The following is a 14,261-nucleotide window of genomic DNA, read 5'->3' on the forward strand; positions in this document are numbered from 1 at the left end:
AATAAAGGCTAATTTTAGCAAATATCGGAATGAAATCAGTCCAGACATGAGCAGAAATATAATTGTGACAGGTGCAGCAGGAGGTCTTGGAAGAGCTGTGGTGGAGAAATTCAAACGGGAAGGATATCATGTAATTGCGCTCTTGAAGCCTGGTTATGAGGAGTCTGTGGATGAAGCGGATGATTGCTACGAGGTGGATGTGACGGATGAAACTGCTGTTTTAGAATTTGTCAGGGAGTTTCAGATGCAATACAATGACCTCGATGCCATGGCTATGCTAGTCGGAGGATTTGCGATGGGCAATCTCGAATCCACGTCTCAAAAGGACATTCAGACGATGTTTCACCTGAATTTTTTCAGTGCCTATCATTTGGTAAGGGGCTTTTTGCCGATTATGAAAAAGCAGCAAAAAGGCACTTTTCTGTTTGTGGGAGCCAGACCCGCAATGGAGCTTTCAAGTGCCATGGGGACCATAGCTTATGCGCTGAGTAAAAAGCTGGTTTTGACCTTAGCCGAAATTCTTGCTGAAGAGGTCCACGACACCCAAATTCGGAGTCATGTTTTTGTCCCTAGTATTATTGACACGGAGGCGAATCGAGCGGCTATGCCGGATGCCGATTTTACCAAGTGGGTCAGTGCCAAAGACATTGCGGAATCCATGCATTATGCAGTCAACAATCCGGCTCTAAGAAATATGACTTTCAAACTTTATGGAGGAGTATAATTTGGTTACTATGAAAAAAACGGTGCTGCTTTCTGGCCTTTTGGGGCTATTTTTGTCCTTTAATGCTTTTTCCCAGCAGGAAGAAAAGCAAGTGGAGGAAGTGATCAGGAGTTTGTTTGACGGCATGCGCGAAAAGGATGCCGATCAGGTAGCTGCCGCCTTTTCTCCGGAAGCTATGATGCAGACAGTGATTTTCAAACCTGAAGGAAGTGAAGTAGGAAGCAACGCTGTGGCTGATTTTGTAAAAAGAATCGCATCCACTCCTGCCGAAACGAATCTGGATGAGCGGATTTTAGATTACCAAATCAAAGTGGATGGGACGATGGCTTCCGCCTGGACGCCTTATCGCTTTTATGTCAACGGAAATTTTAGCCATTGTGGAGTCAATTCCTTCCAGTTGGTGAAAATGGCCGAAGGCTGGAAAATCGTGTACATCATCGATACACGAAGAAAAGAACCTTGTGAAGAGTAAATTTTATGAACGAATTCAAAGCAAAAGTCTATCAGACGGCGATCACCCAGTTGAAGGATAAGGAAGTCCTTCTCTCCACTGAGCGCAAAAACATTATCGAAAGCATCCTTGAAGAGGAAAAGAACAGTGCCGGGGATAAATATGAGACAAGCAGAGAAACCATGACTCAGGATCTCAATACTCTGGAGACTCAGATCAAGCAAAGTAAGTTTGACCTGGAGGAGCTCTACCGGTTGCAAACAATTAAAGAAACTCCTCCAAGTGTGCAGGAAGGCGCTTTGATCAAGCTCGGTATGGATTGGTTCCTGATTGCTGTCAGTATCGGGCAAGTCAAAGTGGAGGATTCCAAGGTGTTTTTGATGAGTAAAAACTCTCCTTTGGGTGAGCTTTTGATTGGCAAGAAAAAGAAAGATCAGGTGAATTTCCGCGGGAAAATGCACCTGATCGAAGAGTTGGTTTGATTGGAAACTAGTCTTTTTTAGAGAAAAAGCTCATCAGTTCGGTGGCACCGTCCATCAGGGTGAGCTTTTCTTTTTCGATTTTGAGGTTCTTGGCTTTTTCTAAAGCAGCGAGAAATTCATCTTCTCCGGTACTTGGGCAGGCCTTTTTGGTGATGGCACCGGGATCAAGTTTGATGTCGGCTCCTTCCAGTGAAAATCCTCCCGAGAAATTATTGCAACCTGCAAATCCGGCTAGGTTTCCACCTTCCAGAAAGTTAAGTGTTGGTACTCCGGCAGCGAATTTGCTCGTGTCAAGTTCGCTCCCCATCATAGAAGCCAAAACCCACGTTTGGTCCATAAGTGCGTTAGGATTAAGTTTTGCAGTGCTGCCGCAGCCGCTGGTAAAAAGGATCAAAAGACCCATCAAAAAAGCATGTCGCTGTTTCATGGTATTGATGTTTAAAGGTCTCTGAAGTTAATCAAATACCCCGGAAACTGGGATTTTTTGCCTTTTTACAAAAAATCACAAATGGACCAATTGCATTGTCAAAAGGTTAATTTTTGACTTTGAACACTGAATTAATTCTAAAAAAATCCACAAAGTCTGTGGTTTTGTTTGGCCAAACCGTTTTTTCGCTGTAATGTTGTCGGGTCAACTATCCGCACATGGTACTTGCAGCTAAATCATTTTTATTCAAGAAAACGCTTCCTCTGACAGGATTGTGTGCTGCTGTTTTTTTTGCCACAACTACCGGTATGACCACCATGATTACGGGGTGACCCGTTATTATCATTAGTACCCGCCCCAAGGCCGATTTAGGCCGGTTTAAAGTTTCCAGAATTTATTCCTAAGTCTTTTATGAAATCGAGCATGACGCAAGCTAATTCCAGCGAGATGGTTTTAAATCATGCGAGATTCCATGTGACCCTAAAAAAATCATTTTAAACACATGAAAATCATCAAGTTTGGAGGTTCATCCGTAGCGAACCCCGAAAACATCCGAAAGGTATTTGCCATCCTTCAGGACAAACTCAAGCAACACGAAATTGCCATCGTTTTTTCAGCTTTTGGCGGAGTTACAGAAAGTCTTTTGACCATCGCGAGATTGGCCCGGGAGGGAGATCAGGCTTACCGGGATTTGCTTCAAACCTTGGAAGAAAAGCACCTGGATATTGTCAGACAGCTTATTGCCGTGCAAAATCAATCTACCGTAATGACTTATGTCAAGGTGAGATTCAAGGAATTGGAGGATCTTTTTCACGGGATTTTCCTGATTAAAGAGAATTCTGCAAGAACGCTGGACTATGTAGCCAGTTTTGGAGAGCGCCTTTCCGCATTTATTTTGGCGGAAGCTATGGCCGGAAAAGGCATCAAAACGCAATTTGTAGATGCGCGCGATGTGATCCGTACCAACGACCGATTCGGTCAAGCGAGAGTCGACTATGAAGTGACCAATGCCCAGATCAAGGACTACTTTTCAAAAAATGACGGGGTAAAAGTAATTACCGGATTCATTGCCTCTACAGCCAAAGGCGAAACCACTACTTTGGGACGTTCTGGATCGGATTATACAGCTGCCATTTTCGCAGGAGCCCTAGAAGCTCATGACCTGGAAATCTGGACTGATGTCTCAGGAGTTTTGACTTCGGATCCAAAGTTGGTTTACACTGCCTTTACCATTCCTCAGCTGAGCTACAACGAGGCGATGGAGCTTTCCCATTTTGGGGCGAAAGTGATTTTCCCGGCTACCATGCAGCCGGCGATGAAAAAGAGTATTCCGATTTACATCAAGAACACCTTCGAGCCTGAAAATCCGGGAACACTAATCAATGGAGAAGTAAGCCATGGTGCCCTGATCAAAGGGATCAGCTCCATGTCGAATATCTCGATCGTGACAGTGCAGGGCGCGGGATTGATAGAGGGAGGGGCTACAGTTAGCCGTGTTTTCAAAGCACTTGCAGAGGCAAAAGTGAATATCGTCCTGATTTCTCAAGCTTCTTCCGAGCACAGCATTTGTTTGGCAATCAAAACCCATGAGGCTTACCTTGCCAAAGAGGCGATCGAAAAGGAATTCTACTACGAAATCAAATCCGGCGAAATGGATCAGGTTTCTCTGCTTCAAGGTCTGGCCACGATTGCTGTGGTGGGAGAAAACATGAAGCAAAATCCGGGTGCTTCCGGCCGCATGTTCCGTGCTTTGGGCCGAAACAACGTCAACGTGGCAGCAATTGCTCAGGGAAGTTCGGAGCTGAACATCTCAGCGGTAATTCCCCAGGTAGACTTACAAAAAGCTCTCAACGCACTCCACGAAGCATTTTTCCTTTCAGAAAATAAAGTATTGCACGTCTTTTTGGTTGGTACCGGCCTGATCGGCCAAGCCTTGATGAAGATGATTGCATCACAACAACACAAATTGCTCAAAGACAACGAGCTCGATGTTCAGATCCACGGACTAGCAAACAGTCGTTTTATGGCTTTCCATGAAGATGGTTTTGACTTGAAAAATCCGCACCAGTTGAGCGAAGCGGATGAGCCAACGAATCTGGAGAAATTTGTACAGAAGATGGAAGAGATGAACTTCTCCAATTCCGTTTTTGTGGATTGCACTGCGAGTCAAGATGTGGCAGACGCCTATTCCAGGGTTTTGGAAGCCAAAGTTGCTATCGTGACACCAAACAAAAAGGCGAATTCCAGTTCAATGGATCAGTATCGCGCTCTCAAACGGATTGCCAAGCGCCGGGGAGTGAAATTCCTTTACGAAACCAATGTTGCCGCCGGCCTTCCGGTGATTAATACCTTACAGGATCTGATGCTTTCCGGAGACAAAGTGATCCGGATAGAAGCGGTGCTGAGCGGCTCGATGAATTTTATTTTTTCAGAACTGGAAAATGGTGCTCCTTTCTCAGAAGTGGTGAAGATTGCCAAAGAAAAAGGGTATACCGAACCGGATCCCCGGGATGATTTGAGCGGAATGGATGTGGCCAGAAAAATCCTGATTCTTGGTCGGGAGGCAGAGCAGGAATTGGAGTTTAACCACATCACGATTCAAAGTATGGTCCCTGCTGATTGTAAAGTCACGCCATCAGTAGATGTGTTTTTTGAGAAACTGAAAGGTCATGATGCGGATTTTGCCAAGCTATTGGCAGAGGCAAAAGCCAAAGGAGAAAAGCTTCGCTTTATGGCGACTTTGGAAGATGGAAAAGCCAAAGTTGGATTGAAGTCTCTACCGGAATCTCATCCTTTCTCCAGCTTGAAAGGCTCGGATAACATGATTTTGCTTACTACCGACAGGTACCATGACCGACCGATGATCATCCGAGGTCCAGGTGCAGGAGCAGATGTGACCGCAGCAGGCGTATTTGCGGATGTGATCCGTATCGGTAATTACACCAGAGAGTAAGGATGAGATCGGTCAAAGCATTTGCTCCGGCCACCGTCGCCAATGTTTCCTGTGGATTCGATATTCTTGGATTTGCAATCGATGCAATGGGCGATGAGGTGGAAATCCGGCTTCGAGATGAACCCGGATTAAGGGTTGTGTCTATAGAGGGCGATGAAGGAAGACTTCCTTACGAAGTGGAGAAAAACACCTGCGCTGTTGCCATTCAGGCTTTGTTGGATGAATTGGGACAGCAGGTTGGAATGGATATTTACCTGAAAAAAGGCTTGCCTTTAGGTTCGGGAATGGGTTCGAGTGCGGCAAGTGCTGTAGCGGCTTTGGTGGCTGCAAATCGGCTGCTCGGGGAACCTTTTGAAAAGAAGAACATGCTTCCTTTCGCAATCGCCGCTGAAAAAGCAGCATGCGGAGCAGGACATGCCGACAATGTTGCCCCGAGTTTACTCGGTGGTTTTGTGTTGATCCGGGATTATCATCCGCTGGATGTGATCAAGCTAAACGTGCCGAACGGATTGCATTGCACGCTTTTGCATCCGCATTTCGAGCTTAAAACTTCAGATTCCAGATCAGTATTAAGGGATAATGTTTCGCTGAAACATTCCACCATTCAATCTGGAAATGTGGCTGGATTGATCGCAGGGCTATTTCAGGAAGACTTCGAACTGATCGGTCGGTCATTGCGCGATGTGATTGCCGAGCCTTATCGGGCAACTTTGATTCCCGGATTTTACGAAGTTAAAGAAGCCGTAAAAGCAGCCGGAGCCTTGGGAATGGGGATTTCCGGTTCGGGACCAACCCTCTTCGCTCTTTCAAAAGGTGAAGAAGTATCCGGAGCAATCATCAAAGCCGCACAGGAAGTCTATGATTCCATCGGACTGGGAGTAGATGTCTACCATTCCGCAATCAACACCCGCGGGGCCTATGTCCTCGAAGAAAAGTAAAAACCATGCAGTACTACAGTACCAACAACCCAAACCATAAAGTATCACTTTCCGAGGCCGTCATCAAAGGACTGGCGCCTGACAATGGTTTATATTTTCCTGAACGGATTCCGGTTTTGCCGAAAGAGTTGATTGAAAAGTTTTCCAAAATGAATTTTCGGGAAATTGGCTATGCCGTGATCGATGCTTTGTTTTCGGAGGATTTAAGTGAAACCCAGATTCGGGAACTTGTGGATCATACCTTGACCTTTGATGCGCCGGTTGTGAAAGTGGATGAGGACGTCTACAGTCTGGAGCTTTTTCACGGACCTACTTTGGCGTTCAAGGATTTTGGGGCCAGGTTTTGCTCCAAGCTGATGAGTATGCTTCATGGAAAAAACGACAAAACCGTCCGGGTATTGGTCGCGACTTCCGGAGACACTGGGAGTGCGGTTGCCAATGGATTTTTGAGAGTAGATGGGGTAGAAGTGATCATTCTTTTCCCGAAGGGTAAAGTCAGTCTGCTTCAGGAAAAGCAGTTTACCACCTTAGGCCAAAATATCACTGCCCTGGAAGTGGACGGGGTTTTTGACGACTGTCAGACCTTGGTGAAACAGGCATTTTTGGACCCGGAATTGAATCTAAAATTACTGCTAACTTCTGCGAATTCCATCAATATCGCCCGATGGATTCCCCAGTGCCTGTATTATTTCTATGCTTTTTCCAGACTTCCAAAGAATGGAAAAAAGGTCGTTTTTGCTGTACCAAGCGGGAATTTCGGAAATTTGGCTGCTGGGATTTTGGCCCAAAGTATGGGCTTGCAGATTGACCGTTTTGTGGCTGCGACGAACGTGAATAAGGTTGTACCGGATTATTTACACGGAGCCGCTTTTCAGGCTGAGCCTTCGATTCAGACGGTATCCAACAGCATGGATGTGGGTAATCCGAGCAATTTCCCGCGACTGCTTTGGCTCTACGGGAATGATGAAAATCTCTTCAGGGAGATGGTAAAGGGCTATTTCTACAACGACGAAGAAACGATTGATGCCATTCAGAAAGTTCAAAAGAAAGGCTATACCCTCGATCCGCACGGAGCGGTCGGGTATTTGGGTTTGGGGGACTTTATGAATGAGCATCCCGGCTATGTCGGTGTATTTTTGGAAACAGCCCATCCAGGTAAATTTAGGGACGTGGTGGAGGGTGCCTTGGGTGAGGAATTGGAGCTTCCTGCGCGATTGGCCAAATTTCTGAAAGGCGAGAAAAAGGTGATCCCGATGGGGAAAGGTTTTGGGGAGTTTAAGGGGTTTTTGGAGAATTTAGATTGAGAAAATACGTGGGGTGATAGTATCATTTGATGCTATCACCCGTAATTCTTGGAGTATAATAGTGTTTGATTTTTCTCCCAATCACTTTTTCAAAATGGACTGAATCTCCTGATTGATCTCAGCTACTTTTTTCTCAGCTTCTTCTATCGACAGACCTTCTGGGATTCCAGGCCTTTGGTGTCCGGTTTGACTTAACCAGGCCAGTTTTAGGATTTCCTGTCGCAGCTCGATTAAGTCTAAAACTTGCTTGCCATTTGGGAATGGCGCGAGCAGTTCTTCAATGGTCTTTACTCCGGCCACCTGTTCCCCAAGGCCCAGAAGAATGATTTTGGCCATTAAAAAGTGCCCACTTTCATCGGGATGAACTCCGTCTTTTGAAAAGGCAAATTCCGGATTGATCGTCCGTTGGTCCTCTTGATGTTTTTTCATCGGCCAATGAAGGTCGATGACTTTCCAATCTTCAGTGTTGCGAAGGCTTACCAGCCAATCCGAATAAATATCAAGGACATTGGCATAAGCAGCTCCTTTCCGCTCATCGTATAGTGGTGGGGTAACATGAATGATTTCCGCGCCGGAATTTTCAATCGCTTGATGCATCCAATCCATTCCTGCTTTGAATTTATCAAATCGCTCTTCGTCAAATGGTAAATAGATCCCATCGTTCATCCCGTAATTGGCAATCACCAAATCCGGTTTCAATTGAACCAGCACCCGCTGAAGTCGCTCCCTGAGGTCAGGCCTTGGAAATTTGCCTTCGGCATGATTTGGCTCGGAAAGCCCCGACAAAGTTTCGCTTGGAAGTCCAAGGTTGATGATTTCCAGCTTCCTGTCAGGATAGCGAAGAGTCAGGTAGGCATCGAGGTAGGAGACAAATTTACCGCTGTAGGTGATGCTGTTGCCGAGAAAGACAATTCGCTCCGTTTCTTGGGGTATGGCATAGTTCTGTGCCAAGCTAAGGGTAGTTAGTAGCGTGGCAAGTAAAAAACCAGGTATGTATTTAACCATGACAGGATTTAAAGCTTCGGGGATTATTCTTTTGTTTGATGTAGTTATTTCTGTCAAAGTCAGGAGATAATTTCGATTTTGAAATAAATCTGTCAGTTTATTATTTAATTTGATCAAATACCTAATCTAACTCTACCTATTTCACTATGAAAAACCCAACTAACAAGATCCTGGTTTATGGACTCTTGATCGCTTTGCCGCTGGCTTGCGCTAGTCCAAAGCAGGAGGAAATTGCTGAGAAATCACTCGAAGACACCGTTGCAGCCAAGTTTAACCACCAGCCGCTTGTGACGGATCTCTTTACTGCTGACCCCTCCGCACATGTATTCGAGGGCAAAATCTACATCTATCCCTCCCATGACATCGAAACTGACGTGGCGCAAGATGATATGGGTTCCCATTTTGACATGAAGGATTACCATGTCTACTCCATGGAAAAACCCGGATCGCCGGTGACTGATCACGGAGTGGTGCTGAAATTGGAAGAAATTCCTTGGGCCAGCAGGCAGCTTTGGGCGCCGGATGCGGCTGAAAAGGATGGAAAATATTACCTCTTTTTTCCTGCCAAGGACAAGGAAGGAATCTTCAAAATAGGTGTGGCTTCTTCCGACAAGCCAAGTGGCCCATTTATGGCGGAGCCACAGCCTATTCCAGGTACATTCAGCATGGATCCGGCGGTCTTTCAGCAAGGCTCGGATTATTTCCTAATCTGGGGTGGTATCTGGGGAGGACAATTGCAATGGTATAAGGACCAAAAACTAGTGCCTGGGCGAGACAGTCAGCTAAGTGGTTTGCCTGAGTCAGAAGAGCCTGCTTTGGTTCCCTATATTGCGAAACTAGGCGAGGATATGAAATCCCTTTTTGAAACGCCGAAAGAAATCCAAATTCTGGATCAAGCCGGTAATCCCATCAAAGCAGGTGACAACAACCGCCGATTTTTTGAAGCCGCTTGGATGCACAAGCTTGGAGATACCTACTATTTGTCCTATTCCACGGGTGACACCCATTACATTGCCTATGCCACCGGCGACAATCCCTATGGTCCATTTACCTATCGGGGTAATGTTCTGAATCCGGTCGAAGGATGGACCAACCATCATTCTATAGTCGAATTTGAAGGTAGATGGTACCTGTTTTACCACGATACTCAGTTGTCGGGGGATACTCCGCTCAGAAACATCAAAATGGCAGAGTTGATTCACAATCCAGATGGGACGATTCAGACCATCGATGCGATGAAAAAATAAAGGTGTGAAGCCGTCAGATTCCTGGCGGCTTTATTTTTTTCGCTCGATCGTATAGCTGACCAAATCACTCAGAGAGGTCTTGTAGACTGAATCCGGAAATTCTTTAAGTATTGCTAGCGCTTCAAGGTAGAACCCATCCATTTTTTCTTTGGCATAGTCCAGTCCGCCGCTCTTTTTAACAAAATCGATCACCTCATTGACTGCTTTTTTGTCTTCGGAGCGGTTGCGGATCAGGTAAATGATTTTCTTCTTGGTGAGCCAGTCGGTGTGGCGAAGGGCATAGATCAGCGGAAGGGTCATTTTCTTTTCCTTGATGTCAATACCTACCGGTTTGCCGATTTCATCGTCCCCGAAATCAAACAAGTCGTCTTTGATCTGGAAAGCCATCCCGACTTTTTCTCCAAAAAGTCTCATTTTCTCAATATCACCGTTTTTACTCCCAACACTGGATGCTCCAACTGAGCAGCAGGAAGCAATCAAACTGGCTGTTTTCTGCCGGATAATCTCGTAATACACTTCCTCATCTACGTCCAGTTTTCTGGCTTTGTAGCTTTGCAACAATTCACCCTCGGACATTTCCTTGACGGCATTGGAAACGATTCGAAGGAGGTTAAAATCCCCGTTGTCTACGCTGAGAAGTAATCCGCGAGAAAGAAGGTAATCCCCAACCAGAACGGCGATTTTGTTTTTCCATAGCGCATTGACCGAAAAAAATCCCCTACGATAGTCCGCATCATCCACCACATCGTCATGGACGAGCGTAGCTGTGTGAAGCAATTCGATCAAAGCAGCACCTCGGTGAGTGGACTCATTGATAGTGCCGCAAACACCCGCCGTCAAAAAAACAAACATCGGGCGCATCTGTTTGCCCTTTCGCTTGACGATGTAATTGGTAATGTGGTCGAGAAGCTTGACCTTACTTTTCATAAAGTCCCTGAACTTATGTTCGAATTGAGCCATTTCGGCTTCAATCGGGACTTGAATTTGTTTTAGGTCTAGTTTCATTGGGGATTAGGTGGCGTAAAAATAATATCCTTTAGCTCATGGGCAAATGATTATCCGAATGACTGTCAATCAAACTGAACATTTGGAAGATCGTTTTGAGCTTTTTCTGTATTTTGTATGAATAGCCTGAAAGTTTAAACCCAAAAACCAACAAAGCCTTATGAAAAACATCAGAATTGAAATTAAATGGGGGATTCTTTTCATCCTGGTCGGGTTGATCTGGATGGTCTTCGAAAAAGCAATGGGTTGGCACGATGTCCACATCGATAAGCATGCCACCTATTCGCTGTTCATTGCACCAATTGCCATTGCCATTTACGTTTTTGCTCTTTTGGATAAAAAGAGAAATTTCTATGGGGGAAAGATGACCTACATGCAGGGTTTTGTTGCCGGGCTGATCATTACCCTGGTGGTCGTGATTTTGAGCCCACTCAGTCAGTACATTACGAGTACCTACATCACTCCGGATTATTTCAAAAATGTAATTGAATATTCCGTTTCCTCCGGCCAAATGGAGCAACAGGCTGCCGAAGAATATTTTAACCTGAAAAGCTACATGATGCAGTCGGTCATCGGTGCGGCAGTGATGGGCTTGATCACTTCCGCAGTGGTGGCTTTGGTAGTTTTTTTTGTCCGTTCAAAACCCTGATTGTATGCCCTTTCTAATGATTTACCTTTGGGAAGGGCATTTTTTCTATCTTTGAGGCCTTTTCATAACCAGCACGCCACTTTGGACGAGAACTACATCAAGCACCGGTATGACCCCATTATTCCCAGCAAGGAAGAGTGGCCGGTGGTGAAATTGGCAAGAGAACGTAAGGAATTCGTCAAGAAAGTAGCTGACTTGGCAGAGTCCAGAGTCTTGGGACTGACCGGTAAAAATCCTGATATTTTAAAGGAAGAATTGGAGACGACGCTTTATCGCGAAAAACTCCGGATCAAACAAAATCCCTGGGCTGTGGATCCGGATGATGAAAGCTTATTTTGGAATGAGGTAAAAACCTCCTTGCTCCAAGTCAATACAGATTCATCCCTTGACAAAGCCAAAAGATTTCAGGCCTACCAGGAGATTCTCCACAGTATCACTTCCCGATACGCGGAGGAAATTGCTTCCAATTTCAAAGCCTCCCATTACAAGTTTACCAGAAGGGTGGTTACGTATGGCTTTTCCCGCCTGCTCAACGCGGCAAGAGTGAAAGGCTTCAAGTCCATTTTCAGTAATCAATACACCCTTCAGGACAAAATTCAGATTACCGGCCAGACGGATCAAATCCGTGACCTAGCTACCAAAGGTACGATAGTGATGGTTCCTACCCATTTTTCGAATCTTGACAGCATCTTGATTGGATGGATTATTTCCGTTTTGGGAATGCCGCCTTTTATCTATGGAGCCGGGTTGAATCTTTTCAATATTTCGATTTTCGCCTATTTCATGAATGCGCTCGGGGCATACAAGGTTGATCGGAGGAAGAAGAACCTGATGTACCTCGAAACGCTTAAAACCTATTCTAAAGAAGCGATCCAGTTTGGCTGCCACAGTTTGTTTTTCCCCGGAGGAACGCGCTCTCGCAGCGGGATGATCGAATCCAAGCTGAAACTGGGACTTTTGAGCACCGCAATTGAAGCCCAGCGGGCGAATTTCCAGAATGGAATAAGCGATATCTCGGGCAAGATCTTCATCGTACCTGTGACGATCAATTATCACTTCGTTTTGGAAGCTCCGGGATTGATTCAGGAGCATCTGAGTTTGACCGGACAGGAACGATACTACAAGGAAAATGACGAGTTTTCGACCTCCTACAAGATCTCGAAGTTTTTGTTCAAATTCTTTACCAAGGGATCCGATATCTCAGTTTCGATAGGTAAGGCGATGGACGTGCTGGGTAATTATGTGGATCAAAATGGAAACAGTCTGGACAAACGGGGAAGAAAGATTGATACCCGGGATTATTTCATCTCAGATGGCAAAATCACCGTGGACCAGCAGCGGGAAGAGGAATATACCAATATGCTCGGCAAGCGGATAGTTGAAGAATTCCACCTCATCAACAGGGTATTCAGCTCACATTTGGTTTCATTTGTAGCTTTTGAAATTATCAGATCAAAGAACGTTAAGCTGGATATTTTTGACTTAATCCGATTGCCAGAGGAGGATATTGTAATTCCCTTTGAAGAATTCAAATCAATCTGTCAAATGGTTTTGAACAGGATTTTTGAGCTTAAGGCTCAGGGTAAAATTGATGCTGCGCCGCACCTAAGCAGGCCAATGGATGAGATCATCTCCCATGGAATCGACAATGTGGGGATGTACCATGCCAAGCGGCCTTTGGTCAGAGACAAAGAGGGGAACATTGCTACAGAGGATATGAGTTTGCTCTATTTTTATCACAACAGATTACACGGATATGGCCTTGAGAAACTCTTCTAAGCCCAAGAAAATCGGGGTAGTCGGCGTCGGAAGTTTTGGGACAGCTATTGCCAATATGCTTGCTGAAAAAAGCGACGTGATGGTCTATGCCCGAAAGGAAGAAGTGGTAGCAGAGATCAATTCCGTTCATATGGTGGCTGGAAGGGAATTGAACCCCGGAATTCAGGCAACAAGTGACCCTGAGAAGCTCTGTAAAATTTGCGATATTTTGTTCTTTATGGTTCCTTCAACAGGGTTTTTGGAGGCGGTCAGAAATTTTGCGCCATTCCTTTATCCCTACCATATGATAATTCATGGGACCAAAGGACTAGCTCTCAACCTTGCTCCGGGAGAAAATCTTGATACCGTTAAAAAATTAAAACGAAGTCAGATTTTGACGATGAGTGAGGTGATCCTCCAGGAGACGGTGGCTATCCGTGTCGGATGTCTCGCAGGTCCGAATATTTCCAAAGAACTCATTCTTGATCAGCCAGCGGCCACAGTGGTTGCGAGCAAATACAATGAGGTGATTTTGGAAGGCCAAAGATTGCTTCGCTCAGAGCGCTTTCAGGTCTATGGAAATTCGGATATTATCGGAGTCGAGCTCAGTGGGGTTTTGAAAAACATCATTGCGATTGCCTCCGGAGCTTTGGCAGGATTAGGTTTGGGAGAAAATGCGAAGGGATTGTTGATTTCCAGAGGAATGGTAGAAATGGTTCACCTGAGCAAAGCCCTGGGAGGTAGCGTACAGTCGGTGATGGGATTGGCTGGGATCGGTGATTTGGTAACGACCTGCAATTCAGTGGACTCCCGAAATTTCACAGTTGGATTCCGTCTTGCAAAAGGGGAATCGCTTGATCAGATTTTGGCTACAATGGACGAAGTGGCTGAAGGTGTCAATACTGTGAGGATCATCGATTCATTTATCAAGACTGTAGGAATCCGTGCTCCGATCACTGAAAATCTCCATCGGGTGCTTTTCGAAGATCTCTCGATTGAAGATGCACTTCAGTTCCTGATGAAATATCCGTTTAGTGTGGATGTGGATTTTGTTTGATCATTACTTTGGTCTCTAAGTTCTTATATTCTTAAATTGGATTCCTGGGAATCAGGTTTTTGACTAAGGAGGAGAGCAACAGGATACGCCAAGAGGAATTTTTAGCGATGTCTCCAGGAGATCGTTTCATGTCTTTTTTAGATTTAAGCCGAAGAGTAAACCGGCTTTTTCCATCCAGTATTTCTTTTGAAGAAAGAACCAAAGGGAATTATATTTTGAAGCGAAAAAAATGAGTCAAAGTTTCCACATTTAACTTCACTC

At 45.2% G+C, this 14,261-nt stretch carries 13 protein-coding genes; 10 read left to right on the forward strand and 3 right to left on the reverse strand.

Annotated features, from left to right (window positions below):
- The first annotated feature begins 46 nt into the window (after positions 1-46).
- From B0E43_RS21660 to B0E43_RS21670, 3 genes are read left to right on the forward strand one after another with little or no spacing between them, the layout of a single operon-like run.
- The gene (locus tag B0E43_RS21660) at positions 47-724 is read left to right on the forward strand and encodes an SDR family NAD(P)-dependent oxidoreductase (RefSeq protein WP_077353467.1); all 678 of its coding nucleotides are present in this window, start codon (positions 47-49) and stop codon (positions 722-724) included.
- Between the two features lie 10 nt (positions 725-734).
- Positions 735-1,196, forward strand: a complete 462-nt coding sequence (locus B0E43_RS21665; RefSeq protein WP_077353527.1) for a nuclear transport factor 2 family protein — start codon at positions 735-737, stop codon at positions 1,194-1,196.
- Positions 1,197-1,201: 5 nt separating this feature from the next.
- Positions 1,202-1,657 carry a hypothetical protein gene (locus B0E43_RS21670; RefSeq protein WP_077353468.1) on the forward strand — a complete coding sequence of 152 codons (456 nt, stop codon included), beginning with the start codon at positions 1,202-1,204 and terminating at the stop codon, positions 1,655-1,657.
- Positions 1,658-1,664: 7 nt separating this feature from the next.
- Here the strand turns inward: B0E43_RS21670 and B0E43_RS21675 are convergent, their stop codons facing one another.
- Positions 1,665-2,084, reverse strand: coding sequence for an META domain-containing protein (locus B0E43_RS21675; RefSeq protein WP_077353469.1), 420 nt, complete (start codon positions 2,082-2,084; stop codon positions 1,665-1,667).
- Between the two features lie 502 nt (positions 2,085-2,586).
- On the opposite strand from B0E43_RS21675, the gene thrA reads away from it, so the two are divergent.
- Genes thrA through thrC form a run of 3 tightly spaced genes read left to right on the forward strand, consistent with a single transcriptional unit; the run spans position 2,587 to position 7,279 of the window.
- Positions 2,587-5,037, forward strand: a complete 2,451-nt coding sequence (thrA, locus tag B0E43_RS21680) for a bifunctional aspartate kinase/homoserine dehydrogenase I (RefSeq protein ID WP_077353470.1) — start codon at positions 2,587-2,589, stop codon at positions 5,035-5,037.
- Between the two features lie 2 nt (positions 5,038-5,039).
- Entirely contained in the window at positions 5,040-5,975 is a 936-nt protein-coding gene (locus B0E43_RS21685) for a homoserine kinase (protein ID WP_077353471.1), read from the forward strand.
- A gap of 5 nt (positions 5,976-5,980) precedes the next feature.
- Entirely contained in the window at positions 5,981-7,279 is a 1,299-nt protein-coding gene (gene thrC, locus B0E43_RS21690) for a threonine synthase (RefSeq protein WP_077353472.1), read from the forward strand.
- An 81-nt stretch (positions 7,280-7,360) separates the two neighbouring features.
- On the opposite strand, the gene B0E43_RS21695 is transcribed toward thrC, so the two are convergent.
- The gene (locus B0E43_RS21695; protein ID WP_077353528.1) at positions 7,361-8,284 is read right to left on the reverse strand and encodes an SGNH/GDSL hydrolase family protein; all 924 of its coding nucleotides are present in this window, start codon (positions 8,282-8,284) and stop codon (positions 7,361-7,363) included.
- Between the two features lie 146 nt (positions 8,285-8,430).
- On the opposite strand from B0E43_RS21695, the gene B0E43_RS21700 reads away from it, so the two are divergent.
- Positions 8,431-9,531: a glycoside hydrolase family 43 protein gene (locus tag B0E43_RS21700; RefSeq protein WP_077353473.1), complete on the forward strand. Its 1,101-nt coding sequence runs from the start codon at positions 8,431-8,433 to the stop codon at positions 9,529-9,531.
- A gap of 30 nt (positions 9,532-9,561) precedes the next feature.
- On the opposite strand, the gene B0E43_RS21705 is transcribed toward B0E43_RS21700, so the two are convergent.
- Positions 9,562-10,536, reverse strand: a complete 975-nt coding sequence (locus tag B0E43_RS21705) for a polyprenyl synthetase family protein (protein WP_077353474.1) — start codon at positions 10,534-10,536, stop codon at positions 9,562-9,564.
- Between the two features lie 160 nt (positions 10,537-10,696).
- Here B0E43_RS21705 and B0E43_RS21710 point away from each other — a divergent pair, with 160 nt between their 5' ends.
- The 3 genes from B0E43_RS21710 to B0E43_RS21720 all read left to right on the forward strand — a co-directional run bounded on the left by B0E43_RS21710 (position 10,697) and on the right by B0E43_RS21720 (position 14,000).
- On the forward strand, positions 10,697-11,185 hold the full coding sequence (locus B0E43_RS21710; RefSeq protein ID WP_077353475.1) for a DUF4199 domain-containing protein: 489 nt from the start codon (positions 10,697-10,699) through the stop codon (positions 11,183-11,185).
- A gap of 81 nt (positions 11,186-11,266) precedes the next feature.
- Positions 11,267-12,964, forward strand: a complete 1,698-nt coding sequence (locus B0E43_RS21715) for a 1-acyl-sn-glycerol-3-phosphate acyltransferase (protein ID WP_077353530.1) — start codon at positions 11,267-11,269, stop codon at positions 12,962-12,964.
- Positions 12,942-14,000, forward strand: coding sequence for an NAD(P)H-dependent glycerol-3-phosphate dehydrogenase (locus tag B0E43_RS21720; RefSeq protein WP_077353476.1), 1,059 nt, complete (start codon positions 12,942-12,944; stop codon positions 13,998-14,000). Before B0E43_RS21715 ends, B0E43_RS21720 begins: the two co-directional genes overlap by 23 nt.
- Positions 14,001-14,261 lie beyond the last annotated feature (261 nt).

This window comes from Algoriphagus sp. A40 (assembly GCF_002002735.1).
In the GTDB taxonomy this organism is placed as follows: Bacteria; Bacteroidota; Bacteroidia; order Cytophagales; family Cyclobacteriaceae; genus Algoriphagus.

Bases quoted from the DNA above. Each gene is read 5' to 3' on its own strand.
- B0E43_RS21660 (WP_077353467.1), top strand. From the start codon at position 47: ATGAGCAGAAATATAATTGTGACAGGTGCAGCAGGAGGTCTTGGAAGA.
- B0E43_RS21665 (WP_077353527.1), top strand. From the start codon at position 735: ATGAAAAAAACGGTGCTGCTTTCTGGCCTTTTGGGGCTATTTTTGTCC.
- B0E43_RS21670 (WP_077353468.1), top strand. From the start codon at position 1,202: ATGAACGAATTCAAAGCAAAAGTCTATCAGACGGCGATCACCCAGTTG.
- B0E43_RS21675 (WP_077353469.1), bottom strand. From the start codon at position 2,084: ATGAAACAGCGACATGCTTTTTTGATGGGTCTTTTGATCCTTTTTACC.
- thrA (WP_077353470.1), top strand. From the start codon at position 2,587: ATGAAAATCATCAAGTTTGGAGGTTCATCCGTAGCGAACCCCGAAAAC.
- B0E43_RS21685 (WP_077353471.1), top strand. From the start codon at position 5,040: ATGAGATCGGTCAAAGCATTTGCTCCGGCCACCGTCGCCAATGTTTCC.
- thrC (WP_077353472.1), top strand. From the start codon at position 5,981: ATGCAGTACTACAGTACCAACAACCCAAACCATAAAGTATCACTTTCC.
- B0E43_RS21695 (WP_077353528.1), bottom strand. From the start codon at position 8,284: ATGGTTAAATACATACCTGGTTTTTTACTTGCCACGCTACTAACTACC.
- B0E43_RS21700 (WP_077353473.1), top strand. From the start codon at position 8,431: ATGAAAAACCCAACTAACAAGATCCTGGTTTATGGACTCTTGATCGCT.
- B0E43_RS21705 (WP_077353474.1), bottom strand. From the start codon at position 10,536: ATGAAACTAGACCTAAAACAAATTCAAGTCCCGATTGAAGCCGAAATG.
- B0E43_RS21710 (WP_077353475.1), top strand. From the start codon at position 10,697: ATGAAAAACATCAGAATTGAAATTAAATGGGGGATTCTTTTCATCCTG.
- B0E43_RS21720 (WP_077353476.1), top strand. From the start codon at position 12,942: ATGGCCTTGAGAAACTCTTCTAAGCCCAAGAAAATCGGGGTAGTCGGC.